This is a genomic window from Pseudomonas sp. 58 R 3, from assembly GCF_900006605.1.
GTDB classification, from domain to species: domain Bacteria; phylum Pseudomonadota; class Gammaproteobacteria; order Pseudomonadales; family Pseudomonadaceae; genus Aquipseudomonas; species Aquipseudomonas salomonii.
This window is the reverse complement of sequence record NZ_CVTT01000061.1, coordinates 237223-257134: the sequence shown is the minus strand read 5'-3', so window position 1 is coordinate 257134 and position 19912 is coordinate 237223. Positions and strand designations below refer to the sequence as shown.

The 19912-nt window shown below is 61.0% G+C and carries 11 protein-coding genes and 1 pseudogene; 6 read left to right on the top strand and 6 right to left on the bottom strand.

The genetic code is table 11. From position 1 onward, the window contains the following. Positions 1 to 13: 13 nt before the first annotated feature. On the top strand, positions 14 to 1498 hold the full coding sequence (putP, locus tag BFP92_RS19560) for a sodium/proline symporter PutP (protein WP_065930723.1): 1485 nt from the start codon (positions 14 to 16) through the stop codon (positions 1496 to 1498). Positions 1499 to 1640: 142 nt separating this feature from the next. Here putP and BFP92_RS30580 read toward each other — a convergent pair. Beyond that, positions 1641 to 1906 (bottom strand): annotated as a pseudogene (locus tag BFP92_RS30580) (DUF2165 domain-containing protein); the annotation flags it as partial. A 179-nt stretch (positions 1907 to 2085) separates the two neighbouring features. On the opposite strand from BFP92_RS30580, the gene BFP92_RS19555 reads away from it, so the two are divergent. Both BFP92_RS19555 and BFP92_RS19550 read left to right on the top strand, forming a co-directional pair. Beyond that, on the top strand, positions 2086 to 4089 hold the full coding sequence (locus tag BFP92_RS19555) for a type VI secretion system Vgr family protein (protein WP_065930722.1): 2004 nt from the start codon (positions 2086 to 2088) through the stop codon (positions 4087 to 4089). A 15-nt stretch (positions 4090 to 4104) separates the two neighbouring features. Further along, entirely contained in the window at positions 4105 to 4830 is a 726-nt protein-coding gene (locus BFP92_RS19550) for a DUF4123 domain-containing protein (protein WP_065930721.1), read from the top strand. Here the strand turns inward: BFP92_RS19550 and BFP92_RS19545 are convergent. Then, positions 4816 to 6093 (bottom strand): O-acetylhomoserine aminocarboxypropyltransferase/cysteine synthase family protein, encoded by a 1278-nt coding sequence (locus BFP92_RS19545; RefSeq protein ID WP_065930720.1) that lies wholly within the window; start codon positions 6091 to 6093, stop codon positions 4816 to 4818. The two genes, BFP92_RS19550 and BFP92_RS19545, sit on opposite strands and share 15 nt — an antisense overlap. 250 nt (positions 6094 to 6343) lie before the next feature. On the opposite strand from BFP92_RS19545, the gene rlmJ reads away from it, so the two are divergent. Beyond that, a complete protein-coding gene (rlmJ, locus tag BFP92_RS19540; protein WP_017138523.1) occupies positions 6344 to 7180 on the top strand; it encodes a 23S rRNA (adenine(2030)-N(6))-methyltransferase RlmJ in 837 nt (278 codons plus the stop codon). A gap of 120 nt (positions 7181 to 7300) precedes the next feature. Here rlmJ and msrA read toward each other — a convergent pair whose 3' ends face one another. The 4 genes from msrA to aceE all read right to left on the bottom strand — a co-directional run bounded on the left by msrA (position 7301) and on the right by aceE (position 15324). Then, on the bottom strand, positions 7301 to 7948 hold the full coding sequence (msrA, locus tag BFP92_RS19535) for a peptide-methionine (S)-S-oxide reductase MsrA (protein ID WP_056860574.1): 648 nt from the start codon (positions 7946 to 7948) through the stop codon (positions 7301 to 7303). 72 nt (positions 7949 to 8020) lie between these two features. After that, positions 8021 to 10714 (bottom strand): putative bifunctional diguanylate cyclase/phosphodiesterase, encoded by a 2694-nt coding sequence (locus tag BFP92_RS19530; RefSeq protein WP_065930719.1) that lies wholly within the window; start codon positions 10712 to 10714, stop codon positions 8021 to 8023. A 306-nt stretch (positions 10715 to 11020) separates the two neighbouring features. Further along, positions 11021 to 12667, bottom strand: coding sequence for a dihydrolipoyllysine-residue acetyltransferase (gene aceF, locus BFP92_RS19525; protein ID WP_065930718.1), 1647 nt, complete (start codon positions 12665 to 12667; stop codon positions 11021 to 11023). An 11-nt stretch (positions 12668 to 12678) separates the two neighbouring features. Next, on the bottom strand, positions 12679 to 15324 hold the full coding sequence (gene aceE / locus BFP92_RS19520) for a pyruvate dehydrogenase (acetyl-transferring), homodimeric type (protein WP_017138519.1): 2646 nt from the start codon (positions 15322 to 15324) through the stop codon (positions 12679 to 12681). Positions 15325 to 15707: 383 nt separating this feature from the next. On the opposite strand from aceE, the gene glnE reads away from it, so the two are divergent. Together glnE and waaF are read left to right on the top strand one after the other, a co-directional pair. Then, positions 15708 to 18647, top strand: a complete 2940-nt coding sequence (gene glnE, locus BFP92_RS19515; protein ID WP_065930717.1) for a bifunctional [glutamate--ammonia ligase]-adenylyl-L-tyrosine phosphorylase/[glutamate--ammonia-ligase] adenylyltransferase — start codon at positions 15708 to 15710, stop codon at positions 18645 to 18647. Positions 18648 to 18876: 229 nt separating this feature from the next. Next, positions 18877 to 19911 (top strand): lipopolysaccharide heptosyltransferase II, encoded by a 1035-nt coding sequence (gene waaF, locus BFP92_RS19510; RefSeq protein ID WP_065930716.1) that lies wholly within the window; start codon positions 18877 to 18879, stop codon positions 19909 to 19911. Position 19912: the final 1 nt, after the last annotated feature.

Sequence of the window (19912 nt, the reverse complement as noted above, 5' to 3'; positions counted from 1 at the left end):
GGGCGTCACTCCTATGAGCGTTAGCAATCCAACCCTGATCACCTTCGTGATCTACATCGCAGCAATGGTGCTGATCGGCTTCATGGCCTATCGCTCCACCAATAACCTTTCTGATTACATCCTCGGCGGTCGCAGCCTCGGTAGCGTGGTCACGGCCTTGTCGGCCGGTGCCTCGGACATGAGCGGCTGGTTGCTGATGGGCTTGCCGGGCGCGATCTACATGTCCGGCCTGTCGGAAAGCTGGATTGCCATCGGCCTGATCGTCGGTGCCTACCTCAACTGGCTGTTCGTGGCCGGTCGCCTGCGGGTACAGACCGAGCACAACGGTGACGCCCTGACGCTGCCGGATTACTTCTCCAGCCGTTTCGAAGATAAAAGCGGCCTGCTGCGGATTATCTCGGCGGTGGTGATCCTGGTGTTCTTCACCATCTACTGCGCGTCCGGCATCGTGGCCGGCGCCCGTCTGTTTGAAAGCACCTTCGGCATGTCCTACGAGACAGCGCTGTGGGCCGGTGCTGCGGCGACCATTGCCTACACCTTTGTTGGCGGCTTCCTGGCGGTCAGCTGGACCGACACCGTACAAGCCACGCTGATGATCTTCGCGCTGATCCTCACGCCAATCATCGTGCTGCTGGCCACCGGTGGCGTCGACACCACGTTCCTGGCGATCGAAGCCAAGAACCCCGACAACTTCAACATGCTCAAAAACACCAGTTTCATCGGCATCATCTCGCTGATGGGCTGGGGCCTGGGCTACTTCGGCCAGCCGCACATCCTCGCGCGTTTCATGGCGGCGGATTCGGTAAAGTCGATCGCCAAGGCGCGTCGCATCTCCATGACCTGGATGATCCTGTGCCTCGCCGGCACCGTGGCGGTGGGCTTCTTCGGTATCGCTTACTTCTCGGTGCACCCGGAAGTGGCCGGCCCGGTTAACGAGAACCACGAGCGTGTGTTCATCGAACTGGCCAAGCTGCTGTTCAACCCGTGGATCGCGGGCGTGCTGCTGTCGGCGATCCTGGCGGCGGTGATGAGCACCCTGAGCTGCCAACTGCTGGTGTGCTCCAGCGCGCTGACTGAAGACTTCTACAAAACCTTCCTGCGCAAAAACGCCTCCCAGGTTGAACTGGTGTGGGTGGGTCGCGCGATGGTGCTGTTGGTGGCCCTGATCGCCATCGCCATGGCCGCCAACCCGGACAACCGCGTACTGGGCCTGGTGAGCTACGCCTGGGCAGGCTTCGGCGCTGCGTTCGGCCCAGTGGTGCTGATCTCGGTGATCTGGAAAAACATGACGCGTAACGGCGCACTGGCCGGTATCCTGGTCGGCGCGATCACCGTGATCGTGTGGAAGCACTTCAATCTGCTGGGTCTGTACGAAATCATCCCGGGCTTTATCTTCGCCAGCCTGGCGATCTATTTCGTGAGCAAGATGGGCGCACCGACTGCCGGTATGGTCGAGCGCTTTGATGCAGCGGAAAAAGACTACAACCTCAACAAGTAACTCGGTGGGCGTTTAGCGCCAATTGAGTTAGAAAGAAGGCCCGCATCCTTTGGATGGCGGGCCTTTTTTGATCGTTCCCACGCTCCGCGTGGGAATGCCACCCCGGACGCTCCGCGTCCCGCTGTCAGTTCAGCCAGCCTCCGGCTGATTGGCCATTGCACTGATGAGATTGCCACATCAGAAACCACTCACCGCCCACCACCATAAAACCAAAGAACCACACCACAAAACCGAGGGTCAGGCCGGCGGTTGCGCCTGACTTGGCGCGGTTGAAATCGGCGCCGACTGCGTGCCGCGCGCGCCACAGCCACAGCGACAGCGCGCCAGCAGCACAGCGGTGAGCGCTTCGCCGAAGATGATCAGCACATAGGCCGCGTGCCACATCCACGGCGTCGTGATCAGACTTTTTCCAGTGATCCGGTGAGTAGGCACTTTACGCTAGCACGGCTTTGGCGTGCCTTCTCCGCCAGCTACATGAAGAATCCGGCACCCAGGTTGTAGGAGCTTACTGATTTGCCTGTGGTGCGCTCTGGTGGGTGAAAAGCTGGTGCAGAATCGCTCACCCACTCCTCGCAGAGAAACACCGGATGTTCGCTCCTGCCAACGAAAGCGCGTTTACCCTGGCCCTCGATGGGAAACCCAGTGATCTAAAAATCTATGGGTTCTCCGGGAGTGAATTTCTTAGCCTGCCCTTTAGCTTTGATCTTGAACTGGTCAGCGAACAAGCCGATCTTGACCTTGAAAGTCTGATGCACCGTCAGGCTTTCCTGGGGTTTGACGCTGATGGCCACGGTATTCACGGCCTGGTGCATAAGGTGGCCCAGGGCGATACGGGCAAGCGCCTTACCCGTTACCAGATCACCTTGGTGCCGCAGTTGGCTTATCTGCATCACAGTACGCACCAGCGGATTTTCCAGAAACAGACTGTGCCCAAGATCATTGCGCAAGTGTTGGAGGCCCAGGCGATCCAGGCTGACACCTTCGCGTTTCAACTGAGCGGCAAGTACCCCGAACGTGAGTACTGTGTTCAGTTCGGTGAAACCGACCTTGAGTTCATTCAACGCTTGTGTGACGAGTCGGGCATTCACTACCACTTCCAGCACAGCCCCGAGCGTCACCTGCTGGTGTTCGGCGACGACCAGAGTGTCTTCATCCAGCAGGATCAAACCACCCCTTACTCGCCCGGTACCGGGATGGTTGCCGATACGCCGGCGATCAAGCGCTTTACCCTGGCATTGGAAACCAGCACGACCGGTGTCGATCTGCGCGACTACGATTTCAAGAAGCCGAGACTTCTATTGGAAAGCGCAGCATCCGGCGAGCAAGGGCCCGCCCTGTGTGAGCAGCTCTACCCCGGTTACTTCACGGATCGCGAGCATGGCAAGTACCAGGCGCAGCGACGGTTGGAACGTCATCGCAGCGATTATCGAAAAGCCAGCGGTTTCAGCGACCAACCGGCGTTGGTCACCGGGCAGTTCCTGAAGATGACCGGTCACCCTCGTCAGGAATGGAATGATTTGTGGCTGGTCACCCATGTGCACCATGTGGGGCATCAGCCTCAAGTATTGGAGGAGTCAGCCCCTGGCGATGAATCGCATCAGGGCTACAACAACGATTTTCATGCAACACCTTGGGAAGTGCCGTTTCGATCGCCGCTGATCCTGTCCCGCCCGCAAATATCCGGTTACCAGAACGCGGTGGTCACAGGGCCGGCAGACAGTGAGATCCACTGCGACGAATACGGTCGCGTCAAAGTGCAAATGGCCTGGGATCGCGATGGGGAGCATAACGAGCATTCCAGTTGCTGGCTGCGGGTAGCCAGCGGCTGGGCCCACGACCGTTATGGTGCGGTGCTGATCCCCAGGGTCGGCATGGAGGTGTTGGTAGGTTTCGTGAATGGCGACATAGATATGCCGCTGGTGATGGGCTGCTTGCCCAATGCGGCAAATCCTGTGCCGCTGGACCTGCCGGCAGACAAAACCCGCAGCATCTTTCGCAGCCAAAGCAGCCCAGGTGGCGGCGGCTACAACGAGCTACGCATCGAAGACCGCAAGGGCGCCGAGGAAATCTATCTGCGCGCCCAGCGGGACTGGACCGAACATGTGTTGCATGACCAGCAGGTACAGGTCGATAACCAGCGGCAGGTGAAGGTGGGCGGCGAATCCCACCATGAGCTGCTGGGTGAAGAGCAGCGCATCACCCATGGCAATCGCCTGACTGAACTCAAGCAGGATGATCATCTGGTCGTCGGTGGCTCGCAGCAGGTGCGGGCCGGGCGGACCATCCAGATCGGCGCCGGGCACAGCGTGGTCATCGATGCGGGCGCCAGCGTGACCATCCAGGCCGGAGGGCAATCGATCACACTGTCGGCCGCCGGGATTTTCAGCAGTGTGCCGATTCAGGTTGGCGGTGCGCCCGCTGCCGTGCCGATGCCGTTGATGCCGGGTGTCACCGATAAGTTGTCAGCGGCTGTTGCTGCACCACTCAGTGGCGTACAGGTTGCCAGCCTCAAGCGCAGTGCGCCGTTTTGCGAAGAGTGTGAGCGCTGCAAGAACGGCCAGTGTGATATCCCCGAACACTCTCACCCTTAAATGGAATTTATCCCGATGTCTCAGCCCATGGTTCCCGGCGCCTGGCTTGCACAGTGGCCGCTACAACCCGAAGAGCAGCTCTACGCGGTGTTGGGCAGCGCCAGCGAAGCCAGGCCGCTTAATGCATGGCAAACCCTGGCGCCGGGGAAATTGCCGCATTCGATATGGGCCGGTACGGCTTACGCCGATTGGGTCGAAGTCATGCCTTATGTGGGCATTGTTGAGCCGGGCAGTGCCTTCCTTGATTGGGTCGCCAGCACCGAGGCAACGGACTGGGGTTGGCTCGCGGTCTCGTCCAGCCCGCCGGAGAAGGTGACTGCGCACCTGCAAGGCTTGACCAAAGTGTTGTTGCCGGATGAGCAGGCGGTGTTTTTGCGTTTTTGGGATGGCGCTCACTGGCTGCCCATTTTGCAGAAGCTGGGCGACGAGGCCGCACGCGTGTTGCCGGTGTTTCAGCGCTACCTGATCAATGGCCAGCCGCTGGCCGTCAGCACCGGCCCGGCCACGGCAGCCAAGGCCAGCCCATGGTGGCAAGTGCCGGCGTCGCTGCTTGAGCACTTGGCCGAGCACTCGCCCCAGGTGCTGATCGGCAACCTGCTGCAATGGCTCGAAGAACAACGCCCGGACCTCTACACCGCGTTTACGCCTGCGACCTTGCAGCACAAGGTCGCCTACTTTTCGCGCAGGCCCGGCGTCAGCCCTCAAGCGCTGGCGGGTTATTTGGCTTCAGAGTTGCGTTGAGGCCAGGGCCTGTTGCAGGTCCTCGATCAGGTCTTCAATCGCCTCAATGCCGACCGACAGGCGAATCATCTCCGGCTTCACGCCGGCCTTGGCCTGTTCCTGCTCGTTCATCTGCCGGTGAGTGGTGGATGCGGGGTGGCAGGCCAGGGATTTGGCATCGCCAATATTCACCAACCGCTTGAAGATTTGCAGCGCATCGTAGAAACGCACGCCCGCGTCATAGCCGCCCTTCAAGCCGAATGACAGGATCGCCGAGGGTTTTCCCTGCATGTATTTCTGCGCCAGGGCGTGGTGCGGGTGGTCCGGCAACCCGGCGTAGCTGACCCATTCCACCTCGGCGTGGCCTTGCAGGAATTGCGCAACCTTCAGCGCGTTTTCGGTATGGCGTTCCATGCGCAAGGCCAGGGTTTCCAGGCCTTGCAGCAACAGAAATGCATTCATCGGCGCCAGCGCAGCCCCGGTGTTGCGCAACGGCACGGTGCGGGCGCGGGCAATGAAGGCGGCGGGGCCGAACTTTTCCGTGTAAACCACCCCGTGATAGGCCGGCTCCGGTTGGTTGAGGCCGGGGAATTTTTCCGGGTATCGGGTCCAGGGGAAGGTGCCGCTGTCGACGATGACACCGCCCAGGGAGTTGCCATGGCCGCCCACGTATTTGGTGACCGAGTGCACCACGATGTCGGCGCCGAACTGAATCGGCTTGCACAGGATCGGCGTGGCCACGGTGTTATCCACCATCAGTGGTACGCCGCGCCCATGGGCGACATCAGCCAGGGCTTGAATGTCGATGATATTGCCCGCGGGGTTGCCGATGCTTTCGCAGTAGACCAGCTTGGTGTTGTCGTCGATCAGTTCGGCGATGGCCTGGGCAGAGTCGTCGCGGGCGAAGCGCACGTCGACGCCAAAGCTTGGCAGCAGGTGGGCGAACAAGGTGTAGGTGCCGCCGTAAAGCTGGGGCGTGGTGACGATATTGTCACCGGCACGGGTCAGGGTCTGGATTGCATAGTGGATTGCCGCGCTACCTGCCGATACGGCCAGGGCGGCGATACCGCCTTCAAGGGCGGCAATGCGCTGCTCCAGCACGTCGTTGGTGGGGTTCATGATGCGTGTGTAGATGTTGCCGGGCACGTCCAGGTTGAACAGGTCTGCGCCATGCTGGGCATTATCGAACTCGAAGGCGACGTTCTGGTAGATCGGCACGGCGACGGCCTTGGTGGTCGGGTCCGACTTGAAGCCGTGGTGCAATGCAATGGTGGCGTCTTTCATGATGCGGGTTGACCTCCTTGGATTCCAGAGTTGCCCCCAGACAATGTGGGAGCTGGCTTGCCTGCGATGGCATCACCGCGGTGTACGGGTAATACCGCGGCGATGCCATCGCAGGCAAGCCAGCTCCCACAGCCGGCATAGATTGTTTTCGGCAGTGCGTCTGCCTTTGCGACATAAGCGCCACCCGACACGCAGCCCTGCACCTTTGCTTGCGTAGAAGGTAAACTTCGCCCCCTGCGCAGGAGCAACCATGAATTATCGTCACGCCTTTCACGCCGGCAACCACGCCGATGTCTTTAAACACCTGACCCTGACCCGCCTCATCGCCCTGATGTCGCGCAAGGAACAGCCGTTCGCCTATCTCGACACCCACGCCGGGATTGGGCTGTACGACTTGCAGGGCGACCAGGCCAACCGCACCGGCGAATACCTGGAAGGCATTGCACGCCTGTGGGGCGAGAGCGACCTGCCGCCACTCACCGCCGACTACATGCGTGTGCTGCACGAGATGAACCCGGACGGCCAGTTGCGCTACTACCCAGGCTCCCCGGAGCTGGCGCGCCGCCTCACGCGGCCCCAGGACCGTGTGTTGCTCAATGAGAAGCACCCGGAAGACGGCGTGCTGCTCAAGGACAACATGAAGGGCGATCGCCGGGTCAAAGTGCACTTGGGCGAAGGCTGGCACGTGCCGCGTGCCTTGCTGCCGGTGCCGGAAAAACGCGCGTTGATGCTGATTGATCCGCCGTTTGAACAGCTCGATGAAATGCAGCGCTGCGCGGCGTCCCTCAAGGAAGCGGTCAGCCGTATGCGCCAGACGGTCGCGGCGATCTGGTACCCGGTGAAAGACCAGCGCATGCTGCGGCGTTTCTACCAGGACCTGGCCGGCACCGGCGCGCCGAAGCTGCTGCGTGTGGAGTTGCTGGTGCATCCGTTGGATACGCCCAACACCCTGACCGGCTCGGGCCTGGCGATTGCCAACCCGCCGTGGGGCCTGGAGGAGGAGCTGCGTGAGCTGCTGCCGTGGCTGTCCAAAAAACTTGGCCAGACCCAAGGTGGGTGGCAAATGGATTGGCTCATCGCTGAGTAACTGATCGTTCCCACGCTCCGCGTGGGAATGCATCCTGTGACGCTCCGCGTCACGCCTTAAGAGCGGACGCAGAGCGTCCCTGTCGGCATTCCCACGCGGAGCGTGGGAACGATCATGCCTTCAGATAGGGCAGGTCACGCCGGTACCGCCGATGCCGCAATAGCCTTGCGGGTTCTTCGCCAGGTATTGCTGGTGGTACGCCTCGGCGAAATACACCGTCGGGGCTTCTTCGATTTCTGTGGTGATCACACCCAGGCCCGCCTTGGACAATTGAGCCTGATAGGCATCGGCGCTGGCCTTGGCCGCCTCCAGATGCTCAGGTTTCACCGCGTAGATCACCGAGCGGTATTGGGTGCCGATGTCGTTGCCCTGGCGCATGCCCTGGGTGGGGTTGTGCAGTTCCCAGAACATTTTCAGCAGTTCTTCATAGCTGATCTTGTCCTGGTCAAACACAACTAGTACCACTTCGCTGTGGCCGGTCAGGCCCGAGCAGACTTCTTCGTACGTCGGGTTCGGCGTGTAACCGCCGGCGTAACCGACCACGGTGCTGACCACGCCGTCGCGCTGCCAGAAGCGTCGTTCGGCACCCCAGAAGCACCCGAGGCCGAAGATCGCGAACTCTACGTTGTCGACAAAGGGGCCGAGCAGCGGGTTGCCGTTGACGAAGTGAGTTTCCGGCAGGTTCATCGGCGTTTCACGGCCAGGCAAAGCTTGTTCTTGAGTCGGCAGCACGTTTTTGTTCACCAGAATTTCCGAGCGCAAGACCATGATCAGTCCTCTCAGTCAGATTGAGTTATGTATTAAGACAGACAGCCAGTGTGCCCGAGTGTTACAGCGCTGTCAGGTGATTGGCCCGCGCGGGTAGCGTTTAAGCTTTTCCAACAGCTCTGCGCCGGGGATCGGCCGGTCGAACAGGTAGCCCTGGCCTACATCGCAGCGGTGGCGGCGCAGGAACGCCAGCTGTTCGGCCGTCTCGATGCCCTCGGCCACCACCTTGAGCTTGAGGTTGTGGGCCATGGCGATAACCGCCGAGGTGATTTCCATGTCGTCTTGGTTGTCCGGGATTTCATGGATAAAGCTGCGATCGATCTTGATGATGTCGATGGGGAATTTTTTCAGGTAGCTCAGCGACGAGTAGCCGGTGCCGAAGTCGTCCATGGCCAGGGTCAGGCCGAAGCTCTTGAGCTGGTCCAGTTGCAGGCGCGTGTCTTCGGTGGCTTCCAGCAGCAAACCCTCGGTCAGCTCCAGCTCCAGCAGGTTGGCCGGCAGTTGCTCTTCCTTGAGGATGGTGGCAATCGACGCCACCAGGTCCGGGTCGGAGAACTGCTTGGGCGACAGGTTGATCGCCACCTGCAGATTACCCATGCCGCCCGCGCTCAACTGTTTGCTCATGCGGCAGGCCTGGCGCGCGATCCATTTGCCGATGGGGATGATCAGCCCGGTTTCTTCGGCCACGCTGATGAACTGGTCGGGGCGGATCATGCCCTTTTCCGGGTGGTTCCAGCGCAACAGTGCTTCCATGCCCAGCAAGCGGCCGCTGCGCAGGCACAGCTTGGGCTGGTAGAACACGTCCAGCTCGTTTTGGGTCAGGGCGCGGCGCAGGTTGTTTTCCACGAACAGCTTGTAGCTGGCTTCGGCGTTCAACGCCTCGGTGAAGACCTGCACCTGATGCTTGCCGTTGGCCTTGGCCTTGTGCAGCGCCAAGCCTGCGTTACGCATCAGGGTTTGCGGGTCGCGGCCGTGCAGCGGCGCGCAGGCCAGGCCCACGGAGCCGGTGACGCTGATCAGCTGGTTGTCGACAAACATCGGCTTGTCGAGGGTGGTCAGCAATTGGCTGGCCACCTGTTGGCCGGTCTCAAGGTCGGTGTCGTCCAGCAGTACCGCGAACTCGTTACTGGCAAAACGCGCCAGGCTGCCGCCGGCACTCAGGCTGTTGCGCAGGCGCCGGGCCAGGCTGATCAGCAGCTTGTCGCCGGTCTGGTGGCCGAGGCTGTCGTTGATCCGCTTGAAGTTGTCGATGTCCACCAGCAGCAGGCTGATCGGGCTGTCGCTGTCGCGGGCGAAGCGCTCATCAAGGTTGCGGATAAACGCCGGGCGGTTGCCCAGGTTGGTCAGGTTGTCGGTGTAGGCCAGGCGCTCGATACGCTGCTGCGCGAGCTTGGTCTGGGTGATGTCTTCGTAGATGCCGATGTAGTGGGTCAACTCACGGTTGTCGCCATACACCTTGGAGATCGACAGCTGGCCCCAATAGGGTTCCAGGTTTTTGCGCCGGCTCTTGAATTCACCTTGCCAGCTGTTGCTCTTGGCCAGGCTCGACGGTGCATCGAACAGCAGTTCGCTGAGGTTTTCCAACGCCGGCAGCTGCGCCAGGCGATGGCCGTGGACTTCTTCGGCGCTGTACTGGGTGATCGCGGTAAAGCTTGGATTGACGTACTCCACCACGCCGTCGCAATTGACCAGCAGAAAGGCGTTGGCGCTTTGCTCAACTGCGCGTTGGAACAGGTGCAAGGCGCTGGTGGCGGTGCGGCGGTTGTGGTTGTTGATCACTTGCGCGAACTGGTCCGCCAACTCGCCGGCAAAGGCGATCTCATCCGACTGCCAGGCACGCGAGCTGCCACTTTGCTCCAGGCACAACACACCGACCACCTGGCCATCCACGCGGATGCTGGCGTCGAGCATGGCGTGGACGTCCTTGGCGCGCAGGCTCTCGGCCATTTCCCGGGTGCGCGGGTCGCGCATCGCGTGGGTGGCGTCGATGGCGCGGCTCGAATGCAGGGCTTCCAGGTAGTCCGGGAAGCCGCTGGCGTCGATCGCTTCGGGCAAGTGGTACTGCTGGTCGTCGCGGTGGTAGGCCGAGATCGGCACCAGGCGCTGGCCTTCGAGGTTCCAGATGCTGGCGCAGTCGATCTGGTAGATATCGCAGGCACTGCGGGTAATCAGCTCGGCGGCTTCTTGCAGCGAATTCGGTGTGGTGTAGCGCTGGCGCGCCAGCAGCAGGATCAGCTCCTGTTGGGCGCGTACCCGTTCAAGGTGTTGCAGTTGTTCCTGCTGGGCACGCTGGTTGAGTTCCAGGGCGATCTGCAGGCGGCTGTTCTGGTTTTCCAGGTCGGCGGTCGGGGCTGTCATCGGGATTTCGCTGAACAGGCCGTCGACCACCATCAGGTAGCCGCGCAACAGGTGGCGATTGTGCTGTTTATACGCCTCACCCATCTCCAGCAGGCTCAAGGGCCCATCGTTGGTGTGCAGGGTGTAGCGCACCAGGTAATGCGGGCTATGGGCCAGCTGCTGCTGGATGGTGTCATGCAATTGATAGCGCGCCTGGGGTTCCATCAGGCTGGCGTAAGGGGTACCGATCAAGGCGCACAGTTCCACCGCCGGCAGGCCGAATTGGCGCTCGCAGTTAGGGTCCAGGTACAGCAGCGCCCAGCTTGCCTCATTAAGCCGCTCGAAACGCAGCATACCGAGGCGCGAAGGCACCGGTAATTGCGTCACTACCTCGGCCGCCATACGGGCGACATCGGGTTGGCTTTTCATGGGGGAAACTCGCTTGGGAAGATGCGCACGGCGCCGGGCTCACGCCCTCTTTACTGTCATTTGCGGCAAGGTTGCATCATGCAGCACGCACTGACAAGAGAGGATGAAGGCTAAGTGCTATAACCCTGTTATCGGCCGCGCGGGGGATTTCTGCAATCGGGGTGATGGAAGGTGTACAAACCTGTTTTGCGTGTTCAACGGGCGCCCAAAAAAAGCCCCGCCAAGTGGCGGGGTTGAGGTACGAGCGTGGCGCTCGGAAATCGGTAGTGCCAGGCCTCCCTGGTGACAGGGAGGCCCGTTGAAGGCTTACAGCAAGATGGTACGGATGTCGTTGAGCAGTTGGCTCAGGCGCTGCGTGAAGCGGGCAGCAGCAGCGCCGTTGATCACACGGTGATCGTAGGACAACGACAGCGGCAGCATCAGCTTGGGCTGGAACGCTTTACCGTCCCACACAGGCTGGATAGTGGCCTTGGACACACCCAGGATCGCCACTTCCGGCGCGTTGACGATTGGCGTGAAGCCAGTGCCGCCAATGTGACCGAGGCTGGAGATGGTGAAGCACGCGCCTTGCATGTCGTCGGCGGTGAGCTTCTTGTCGCGGGCCTTGGCAGCCAGTGCAGCAGCTTCAGCGGCGAGTTGCAGCAGGCTCTTCTGATCAACGTTCTTGATCACAGGAACCAGCAGGCCGTCCGGGGTATCCACCGCGAAACCTACGTTCACGTACTTCTTGCGGATGATCGCCTTGCCGCTTGGTGCCAGCGAACTGTTGAAGTCCGGCAGCTCCTTGAGCAGGTGCGCGCAGGCCTTGAGCAGCAGTGGCAGCACGGTCAGTTTCACGCCGGCTTTTTCGGCCACGGCTTTCTGCGCAACGCGGAAAGCTTCCAGGTCGGTGATATCGGCCTGGTCGAACTGAGTCACGTGCGGGATGTTCAGCCAGCTGCGGTGCAGGCTCGACGCGCCGATTTGCATCAGGCGGGTCATCGGCACTTCTTCGGTTTCGCCGAAGCGGCTGAAGTCCACGACCGGGATCGGTGGAATGCCCGAGCCGCCCGTAGCAGCGCCGGCAGCCGGAGCTTCCTTGGCCTTCTGCATCATGGCTTTGACGTAGACCTGCACGTCTTCTTTGAGCACACGACCGTGCGGGCCGGTGGCCGACACAGCGTTGAGCTCAACGCCGAACTCACGGGCCAGCTGACGCACGGCAGGGCCGGCGTGAACCTTGGCACCGCTTGGCGCAGGCGCAGCAGCCGCAGGGGCCGGTGCGGCCTCGGCTTTTGCAGCCGGTGCGGCAGGTGCAGCAGCGGCCGGAGCAGCTTCAGCCTTGGCAGCCGGAGCAGCAGCCGGTGCTGGCGCAGCAGCAGGTGCAGCGCCTTGTACTTTGAGCTTGAGGATGAAATCGCCAGTGCCGACTTCGTCTTCCAGCTTGACCGCAATGCTTTCCACCACGCCGGCAGCCGGCGAAGGGATTTCCATGGAGGCCTTGTCGGACTCCAGGGTGATCAGCGACTGGTCGGCTTCGACGGTGTCGCCGACCTTGACCAGCAGCTCGATGATCTTGGCCTTGCCCGACGAACCGATGTCCGGAACATGAATGTCCTGAACGGTGGCAGCAGCCGGAGCCGGGGCCGCAGGGGTCTCGGCAGCGGCAGCAGGTTTTTCAGCGGCAGGTGCGGGTGCAGCAGCGGCAGCCGGGGCTGGCGCAGGGGCCGCATCAGCGGCGCCTTCGATTTCCAGTTCCAGCAGTTCGTCGCCTTCTTTGAGGCGGTCGCCCAGCTTCACTTTCAGGCTCTTGACCACGCCGGCCTTGGGAGCAGGAATTTCCATGCTCGCCTTGTCCGACTCCAGGGTCAGGATGCTCTGGTCAGCTTCGACTTTGTCGCCGACCTTCACAAACAGCTCGATTACTTCACCTTCACCGCTGCCGATGTCAGGTACGCGAATGAGTTCGCTCACAAAAAATCTCCTCAGCAGTCCAGTGGGTTGCGTTTTTCCGGGTTGATCCCGAACTTGACGATAGCGTCTGCTACCACCTTGGGTTCGATCTCACCACGGTCAGCCAAGGCTTCCAGGGCTGCCAACACCACGAAGTGACGGTCAACTTCGAAGAAGTGACGCAGCTTCTTGCGGCTGTCACTGCGGCCGAAACCGTCGGTGCCCAGGACTTTGAATTCCTTGGACGGGACCCACTGGCGAATCTGTTCAGCAAACAGCTTCATGTAGTCGGTAGAGGCAATGACTGGACCTTTACGGCCGGCCAGGCACTCTTCGACGTAGCTCTTGGCTGGTTTCTGACCTGGGTGCAGGCGGTTGTTGCGCTCCACCGCCAGGCCGTCGCGACGCAGTTCGTTGAAGCTGGTAACGCTCCACACGTCAGCGCCGACGTTGAACTCTTCACGCAGGATCTTCGCCGCTTCACGCACTTCACGCAGGATGGTGCCGGAGCCCATCAGCTGCACATGGTGCGCCGCTTCCTTGGTGTCTTCTTCGAGCAGGTACATGCCCTTGATGATGCCTTCCTCAACACCGGCCGGCATGGCAGGTTGCTGGTAAGACTCGTTCATCACAGTGATGTAGTAGAAAACGTCCTGCTGCTCTTCGGTCATCTTCTTCATGCCGTCCTGGATGATCACCGCCAGCTCATAGCCGTAGGTTGGATCAAAGGTGCGGCAGTTCGGGATGGTGGCAGCCAGGATGTGGCTGTGACCGTCTTCGTGTTGCAGGCCTTCGCCGTTCAGCGTGGTGCGGCCGGCGGTGCCGCCGATCAGGAAACCACGGGTACGGCTGTCGCCTGCTGCCCACGCCAGGTCGCCGATACGCTGGAAGCCGAACATCGAGTAGAAGATGTAAAACGGCAGCATCGGCTGGTTGTGGCTCGAATACGAAGTACCGGCAGCGATGAAGGAGCTCATGGCGCCCGCTTCGTTAATGCCTTCTTCGAGGATCTGGCCCTTTTTGTCTTCCTTGTAGAACATCACCTGGTCTTTATCGACTGGCTCGTAGAGCTGGCCGACGGAGGAGTAGATGCCCAACTGACGGAACATGCCTTCCATACCGAAGGTACGGGCTTCGTCCGGGATGATCGGGACGATGCGCGAACCGATTTCCTTGTCCTTGACCAACTGCGCCAGGATGCGCACGAACGCCATGGTGGTGGAGATTTCACGGTCGCCCGAGCCGTCCAGGATAGCCTTGAGGGTATCGAGTGGCGGTGTAGGAATGTCGAAGGACTTGGCGCGGCGCTGTGGCACGAAACCGCCCAGTGCAGTGCGACGCTCGCTGAGGTAGCGGGCTTCGGCGCTGTTTGGCTCCGGCTTGAAGAACGGCAGGTTCTCCAGCTCTTCGTCCTTGACCGGGATGTCGAAACGATCACGGAACAGCTTCAGGCTTTCAACATCCACTTTCTTGGTGTTGTGCGCGGTGTTCTTCGCTTCGCCGGCACCGGTGCCATAACCCTTGATGGTCTTGGCCAGGATGACGGTCGGTTGTTCTTTGTGGTTGACCGCTTCGTGGTACGCCGCGTAGACCTTGTACGGGTCGTGGCCGCCACGGTTGAGTTTCCAGATCTCGTCGTCGGACAGGTCTGCAACCATTGCCTTGAGTTCAGGCGTGTTGAAGAAGTGTTCACGTACGAACGCGCCGTCTTTGGCTTTGTAGTTCTGGTACTCGCCGTCGATGACTTCGTCCATGCGACGTTGCAGGATACCGTCGACGTCTTTGGCCAGCAGTGGGTCCCAGAAACGGCCCCAGATGACTTTGGTCACGTTCCACTGAGCACCGCGGAACACGCCTTCGAGTTCCTGGATGATCTTGCCGTTGCCGCGAACCGGGCCGTCGAGGCGCTGCAGGTTGCAGTTGATGACGAAGATCAGGTTGTCGAGCTTCTCGCGGCCGGCCAGGGAGATGGCGCCCAGGGATTCCGGCTCGTCACACTCGCCGTCGCCCAGGAAGCACCAGACTTTCTGCTTGCCTTCAGGGATGAAGCCACGGGCTTCCAGGTACTTCATGAAGCGTGCCTGGTAGATCGCCTGGATCGGGCCAAGGCCCATGGATACCGTCGGGAACTGCCAGAAATCAGGCATCAGCCAAGGGTGCGGGTACGACGACAGGCCGTTACCGTCCACTTCCTGGCGGAAGTTGTTCATGTGTTCTTCGGTGATGCGGCCTTCCATGAACGCACGGGCGTAAACGCCTGGAGAAGTGTGGCCCTGGAAGTAGATCAGGTCGCCGCCGTGTTCGTCGGTCGGGGCCTGGAAGAAGTAGTTGAAGCCGATGTCATACAGGGTTGCGCTGGAAGCGAAGCTGGAGATGTGACCGCCCAGGTCAGAATCTTTCAAGTTCGTGCGCATTACCATCGCCATGGCGTTCCAGCGTACCAGCGAGCGAATGCGGCGTTCCATGAACAGGTCGCCAGGCATGCGTGCTTCGTGGGTAACGGGGATGGTGTTGCGGTATGGCGTGGTGATGGCGTAGGGCAATTGCGAGCCGCTGCGGGTCGCGAGTTCGCCCATACGGGTCATCAAATAATGAGCACGGTCTTCGCCTTCTTTGTCGAGAACCGATTCCAGGGCGTCCAGCCATTCCTGGGTTTCGACGGGATCGAGGTCTTGCATGGCTTGCTCCAGGGCGGAAAGGCTACCAGAATCGGTTGCCTGAAGTTTGCGACTGGCCTTGTGGGCAGACGACATAAATTCTTGGATGGCCGAAGGTTGCTTCGGCGTCCTGTAGTTTTACTACAAATCGTCGGCCATTTCAGCCTTTCGAATGTATATACGAGTAGTAAAACTACACAAGACTGAGCGTATGGCTCGGTCTGGCTGGTGAGCATAATCGTTATTGTTGATCATTTGCGAACAAGAAAAGGTGAAAGTTTGATGTTGGCTGCCAAGATGAAATTAATTTCAGCTATTTCTAACCTTTGTTCGACAGTCCTTCACCAAGCGTGGTTCTTGCCTTCACAACCACACGCCTTTTGCGCGCCGATCAAGGATAGACCATGAGCCTTCCAACGCTGGCCGAACTGCCGGCCATTCTCTTGCCTTTTGCCCAGCGGGCCGAGCAGTCATTTCGTGACGCAGTGGCCGCGCTGGACGCCGATCATGGACTTTCTGCGTGGACGCCGCAACGGTGGGCCGACTTTGCCCGGGTGTGCGCCGCCAGTGATTTCGTCATTGAACAGAGTGTTCGTGACCCTTTGATGTTGCTTGAGCTGGTGGCATGGGGCGAGCTGGACCGCGGCTTTGCGCCCGGTGAGCTGTGCAGCCAGATCGCCGGTGCCGTGCAACAGGCCGAAACAGAAGATGAGTTGGGCCGCGTGCTGCGCCGCCAGCGCACGCGCCAGCAAGTGCGCATTATCTGGCGCGACCTGACCCGACAGGCGGACTTGGTGCAAACCTGTCGCGACCTCTCCGACATGGCCGACGCCAGCATCGACCAGGCGTACCAGTGGCTGTACCAGCGCCACTGCGTGCAGTTCGGCACACCCACCGGCCGGCGCAGCGGCGAAGCCCAGCACATGGTCATTCTTGGCATGGGCAAACTCGGCGCGGTGGAGTTGAACCTGTCGTCGGACATCGACCTGATCTTCGCCTACCCCGAAGGCGGCGAAACCGTGGGCGTGAAGCGCGCGCTGGACAACCAGGAGTTTTTCATTCGCCTTGGTCAAAAACTGATCAAGGCCCTCGACCCGATGACGGTCGATGGTTTTGTCTTCCGTGTCGACATGCGCCTGCGCCCCTACGGTTCGGCTGGTGCGCTGGTGCTCAGCTTCAATGCGCTGGAGCAGTACTACCAGGATCAAGGCCGCGACTGGGAACGCTACGCCATGATCAAGGCGCGCGTGGTGGCCGGCGATCAAGTGGCCGGTGCGCAATTGCTGGATATGCTGCGCCCGTTCGTTTACCGCCGTTACCTGGATTTTTCCGCGATTGAAGCGCTGCGCACCATGAAGCAGTTGATCCAGCAGGAAGTGCGGCGCAAGGGCATGGCCGAGAATATCAAGCTGGGCTCGGGCGGCATTCGCGAGGTGGAATTTATCGCCCAGGCGTTCCAGTTGATCCACGGTGGCCGCGACCTGAGCCTGCAGCAGCGGCCGCTGCTGATGGTGCTCGGCACGCTTGAAGGCCAGGGCTACTTGCCGCCTGCAGTGATCGCCGAACTGCGCAATGGCTATGAATTCCTGCGTTATACCGAACACGCGATCCAGGCGATTGCCGACCGTCAGACGCAAATGCTGCCGGACAGCCCGGAAGATCAGGCGCGCATCGCCTTTATGCTGGGCTTTGCCGATTGGGCCGCGTTCCATGAGCGACTGATGTATTGGCGTGGCCGTGTGGACTGGCACTTCCGTCAGGTGATCGCTGATCCGGACGAAGAGGAAGGCGCAGAAAGCGAGCTGGTGGTGGGTGGGGAGTGGTTGCCGTTGTGGGAAGAGTCCCAGGACGAAGACGCCGCGTGTCGCCAACTGGCCGAAGGCGGTTTTACCGACGCGCCCAAAGCCCTCAAAGCCCTGGCGGGCCTGCGTGGCAGCCCGCAGTTGCGCGCCATGCAGCGCCTCGGTCGCGAGCGGCTCGACGCCTTTATCCCGCGCCTGCTGGCCCAGGCGGTCGAACACGCCAACCCGGATCTGGTGCTCGAACGCGTGCTGCCGCTGGTGGAGGCCGTGGCGCGACGCTCTGCCTATCTGGTACTGCTGACCGAAAACCCCGACGCCCTGCGCCGCTTGTTGACGCTGTGCGCCGCCAGCCCCTGGATTGCCGAGCAAATCACGCGCTTCCCGCTGCTGCTCGACGAATTGCTCAACGAAGGCCGCCTGTTCAAACCACCGTTGGCGCCGGAACTCGCCGCTGAGCTGCGTGAGCGCCTCACACGCATCCCCGAAGATGACCTTGAGCAACAGATGGAGGCCTTGCGGCATTTCAAACTGGCCCACCGCCTGCGTGTAGCCGCCTCGGAAATTGCCGGTAGCCTGCCGTTGATGAAAGTCAGCGACTATTTGACCTGGCTCGCCGAGGCCATTCTCGAACAAGTGCTGGCCCTGGCCTGGCGCCAGACGGTCGCCCGCCATGGCTCTCCACAGCGGGTGGACGGCAGCCTGTGCGACCCGGGTTTCATTATTGTGGGTTATGGCAAGGTCGGCGGTATCGAGTTGGGGCATGGCTCGGACCTGGATCTGGTGTTCGTCCACGACGGCGACCCGCAGGCCGAAACCGATGGCGCCAAACCCATCGACGGCGCGCAGTTCTTTACGCGCCTGGGCCAGCGGATCATTCACCTGCTCACCACCCAGACCAACTCCGGCCAATTGTATGAAGTGGACATGCGCCTGCGACCTTCCGGCGCCTCCGGTTTGCTGGTCAGCTCGCTTGGGGCGTTTGAGCGCTACCAGGAAAATGAAGCCTGGACCTGGGAACATCAGGCCCTGATCCGCGCGCGGGTGCTGGTGGGCAGCCAGGATGTGGGCCACGCGTTTGAACAGGTACGGGCTAAAGTACTGGGGCGTGAACGTGACTTGGCGAAGCTGCGCCAGGAAGTCAGCGAGATGCGCGCCAAGATGCGCGACAACCTGGGCACCAAGGCTACGGCTGCCGGGACGGGGGCGAATGCCTTCGAGCCGGCGACCGTGTTCGACCTCAAGCAAGACGCCGGAGGTATCGTCGATATTGAATTTATGGTGCAATACGCGGCTTTGGCGTGGTCTGCGCAACATCCATCGTTGCTGCGCTATACCGACAATATCCGCATTCTGGAAGGCTTGGAGCAGGTCGGGCTGATGCCCGCCGCCGATGCCCATCTGTTGCGTGAGGTGTACAAGGCCTACCGTTCCGCCGCGCACCGCCAGGCCTTGCAAAACGAGGCCGGCACGGTAGCCGGGGATCAGTTCGCCGACGAACGGCGCCAGGTGATGCGAATCTGGAATGAACTGGGGTTAAGCTGAAACTCGATTAAATGTGGGATGCCAATCTAATGTGGACACACAGCTTTGTGTGGGAACCGGGCTTGCCCGCGATGCAGACGCCTCGGTTTATCAGTGATACCGAGTTGATGCCTTCGCAGGCAAGCCAGCTCCCACACAAGCCAGCTCTGACACAAAGTGGCTACCGTGACCTACAGTAAATAACGATGCGGGGAGGCATAAGCCTCCCCGCATCGTTTGTGGAAACTACATGAATATTCTGATCGTTGGGCCTAGTTGGGTCGGTGACATGGTGATGGCGCAGACACTGTTCCAGTGCCTCAAGCAACGCCATCCTGACTGCCAAATCGACGTGCTCGCCCCTGAGTGGAGCCGGCCGATCCTCGAACGCATGCCCGAAGTGCGCGCGGCCTTGAGCTTCCCGCTTGGCCATGGCGCCCTCGAATTGGCGACGCGCCGGCGCATCGGCAAATCCATGGTCGGCCAGTACGATCAGGCGATTTTGCTGCCCAACTCGCTCAAGTCGGCGTTGGTGCCGTACTTTGCCGGCATCCCTAAACGTACCGGCTGGCGCGGCGAGTTTCGCTACGTGTTGCTCAATGACGTGCGCACCCTCGACAAGGCGCGCTACCCGCTGATGATCGAACGCTTCATGGCGCTGGCCTACGAGCCCGGTGCCGAGTTGCCCGCGCCTTATCCGCGCCCGAGCCTGCAGATCGATCCGGTGAGCCGTGACGCAGCGCTGGCCAAGTTCGGCCTGGCGCTTGACCGTCCCGTGCTGGCGCTGTGCCCCGGCGCCGAGTTTGGCGAGTCCAAGCGCTGGCCGTCGGAGCATTACGCCAAAGTCGCCGAGACGAAGATTCGCGAAGGCTGGCAGGTGTGGCTGTTTGGTTCGAAGAAGGACCATCCGGTGGGCGAGGATATTCGCCAGCGCCTGATCCCCGGCCTGCGTGAAGAAGCGGTGAACCTCAGTGGCGACACGTCGCTGGCCGAGGCTATCGATTTACTCTCCTGCGCCGATTCGGTGGTGTCCAACGACTCCGGCCTGATGCACGTGGCCGCCGCGCTGAACCGCCCCTTGGTGGCGGTATATGGCTCGACGTCGCCCGGTTTTACCCCGCCTTTGGCCGATAAGGTTGAAGTGGTGCGCCTGGGCCTGGATTGCAGCCCGTGCTTTGAGCGTACCTGCCGGTTTGGCCATTACAACTGCATGCGTCAGTTGCTGCCGCAGCCGGTGAATGAAGCCTTGCAGCGGTTGCAGGGTTCTGCGGTCGAGGTTCGCTAGT

What these genes read in the sequence shown, in the direction of transcription:
- rlmJ (WP_017138523.1), top strand. Translation starts at nt 6,344, where the DNA reads ATGAATTATCGTCACGCCTTTCACGCCGGCAACCACGCCGATGTCTTT.
- BFP92_RS19550 (WP_065930721.1), top strand. Translation starts at nt 4,105, where the DNA reads ATGTCTCAGCCCATGGTTCCCGGCGCCTGGCTTGCACAGTGGCCGCTA.
- putP (WP_065930723.1), top strand. Translation starts at nt 14, where the DNA reads ATGAGCGTTAGCAATCCAACCCTGATCACCTTCGTGATCTACATCGCA.
- msrA (WP_056860574.1), bottom strand. Translation starts at nt 7,948, where the DNA reads ATGGTCTTGCGCTCGGAAATTCTGGTGAACAAAAACGTGCTGCCGACT.
- BFP92_RS19555 (WP_065930722.1), top strand. Translation starts at nt 2,086, where the DNA reads ATGTTCGCTCCTGCCAACGAAAGCGCGTTTACCCTGGCCCTCGATGGG.
- BFP92_RS19530 (WP_065930719.1), bottom strand. Translation starts at nt 10,714, where the DNA reads ATGAAAAGCCAACCCGATGTCGCCCGTATGGCGGCCGAGGTAGTGACG.
- glnE (WP_065930717.1), top strand. Translation starts at nt 15,708, where the DNA reads ATGAGCCTTCCAACGCTGGCCGAACTGCCGGCCATTCTCTTGCCTTTT.
- waaF (WP_065930716.1), top strand. Translation starts at nt 18,877, where the DNA reads ATGAATATTCTGATCGTTGGGCCTAGTTGGGTCGGTGACATGGTGATG.
- BFP92_RS19545 (WP_065930720.1), bottom strand. Translation starts at nt 6,093, where the DNA reads ATGAAAGACGCCACCATTGCATTGCACCACGGCTTCAAGTCGGACCCG.
- aceE (WP_017138519.1), bottom strand. Translation starts at nt 15,324, where the DNA reads ATGCAAGACCTCGATCCCGTCGAAACCCAGGAATGGCTGGACGCCCTG.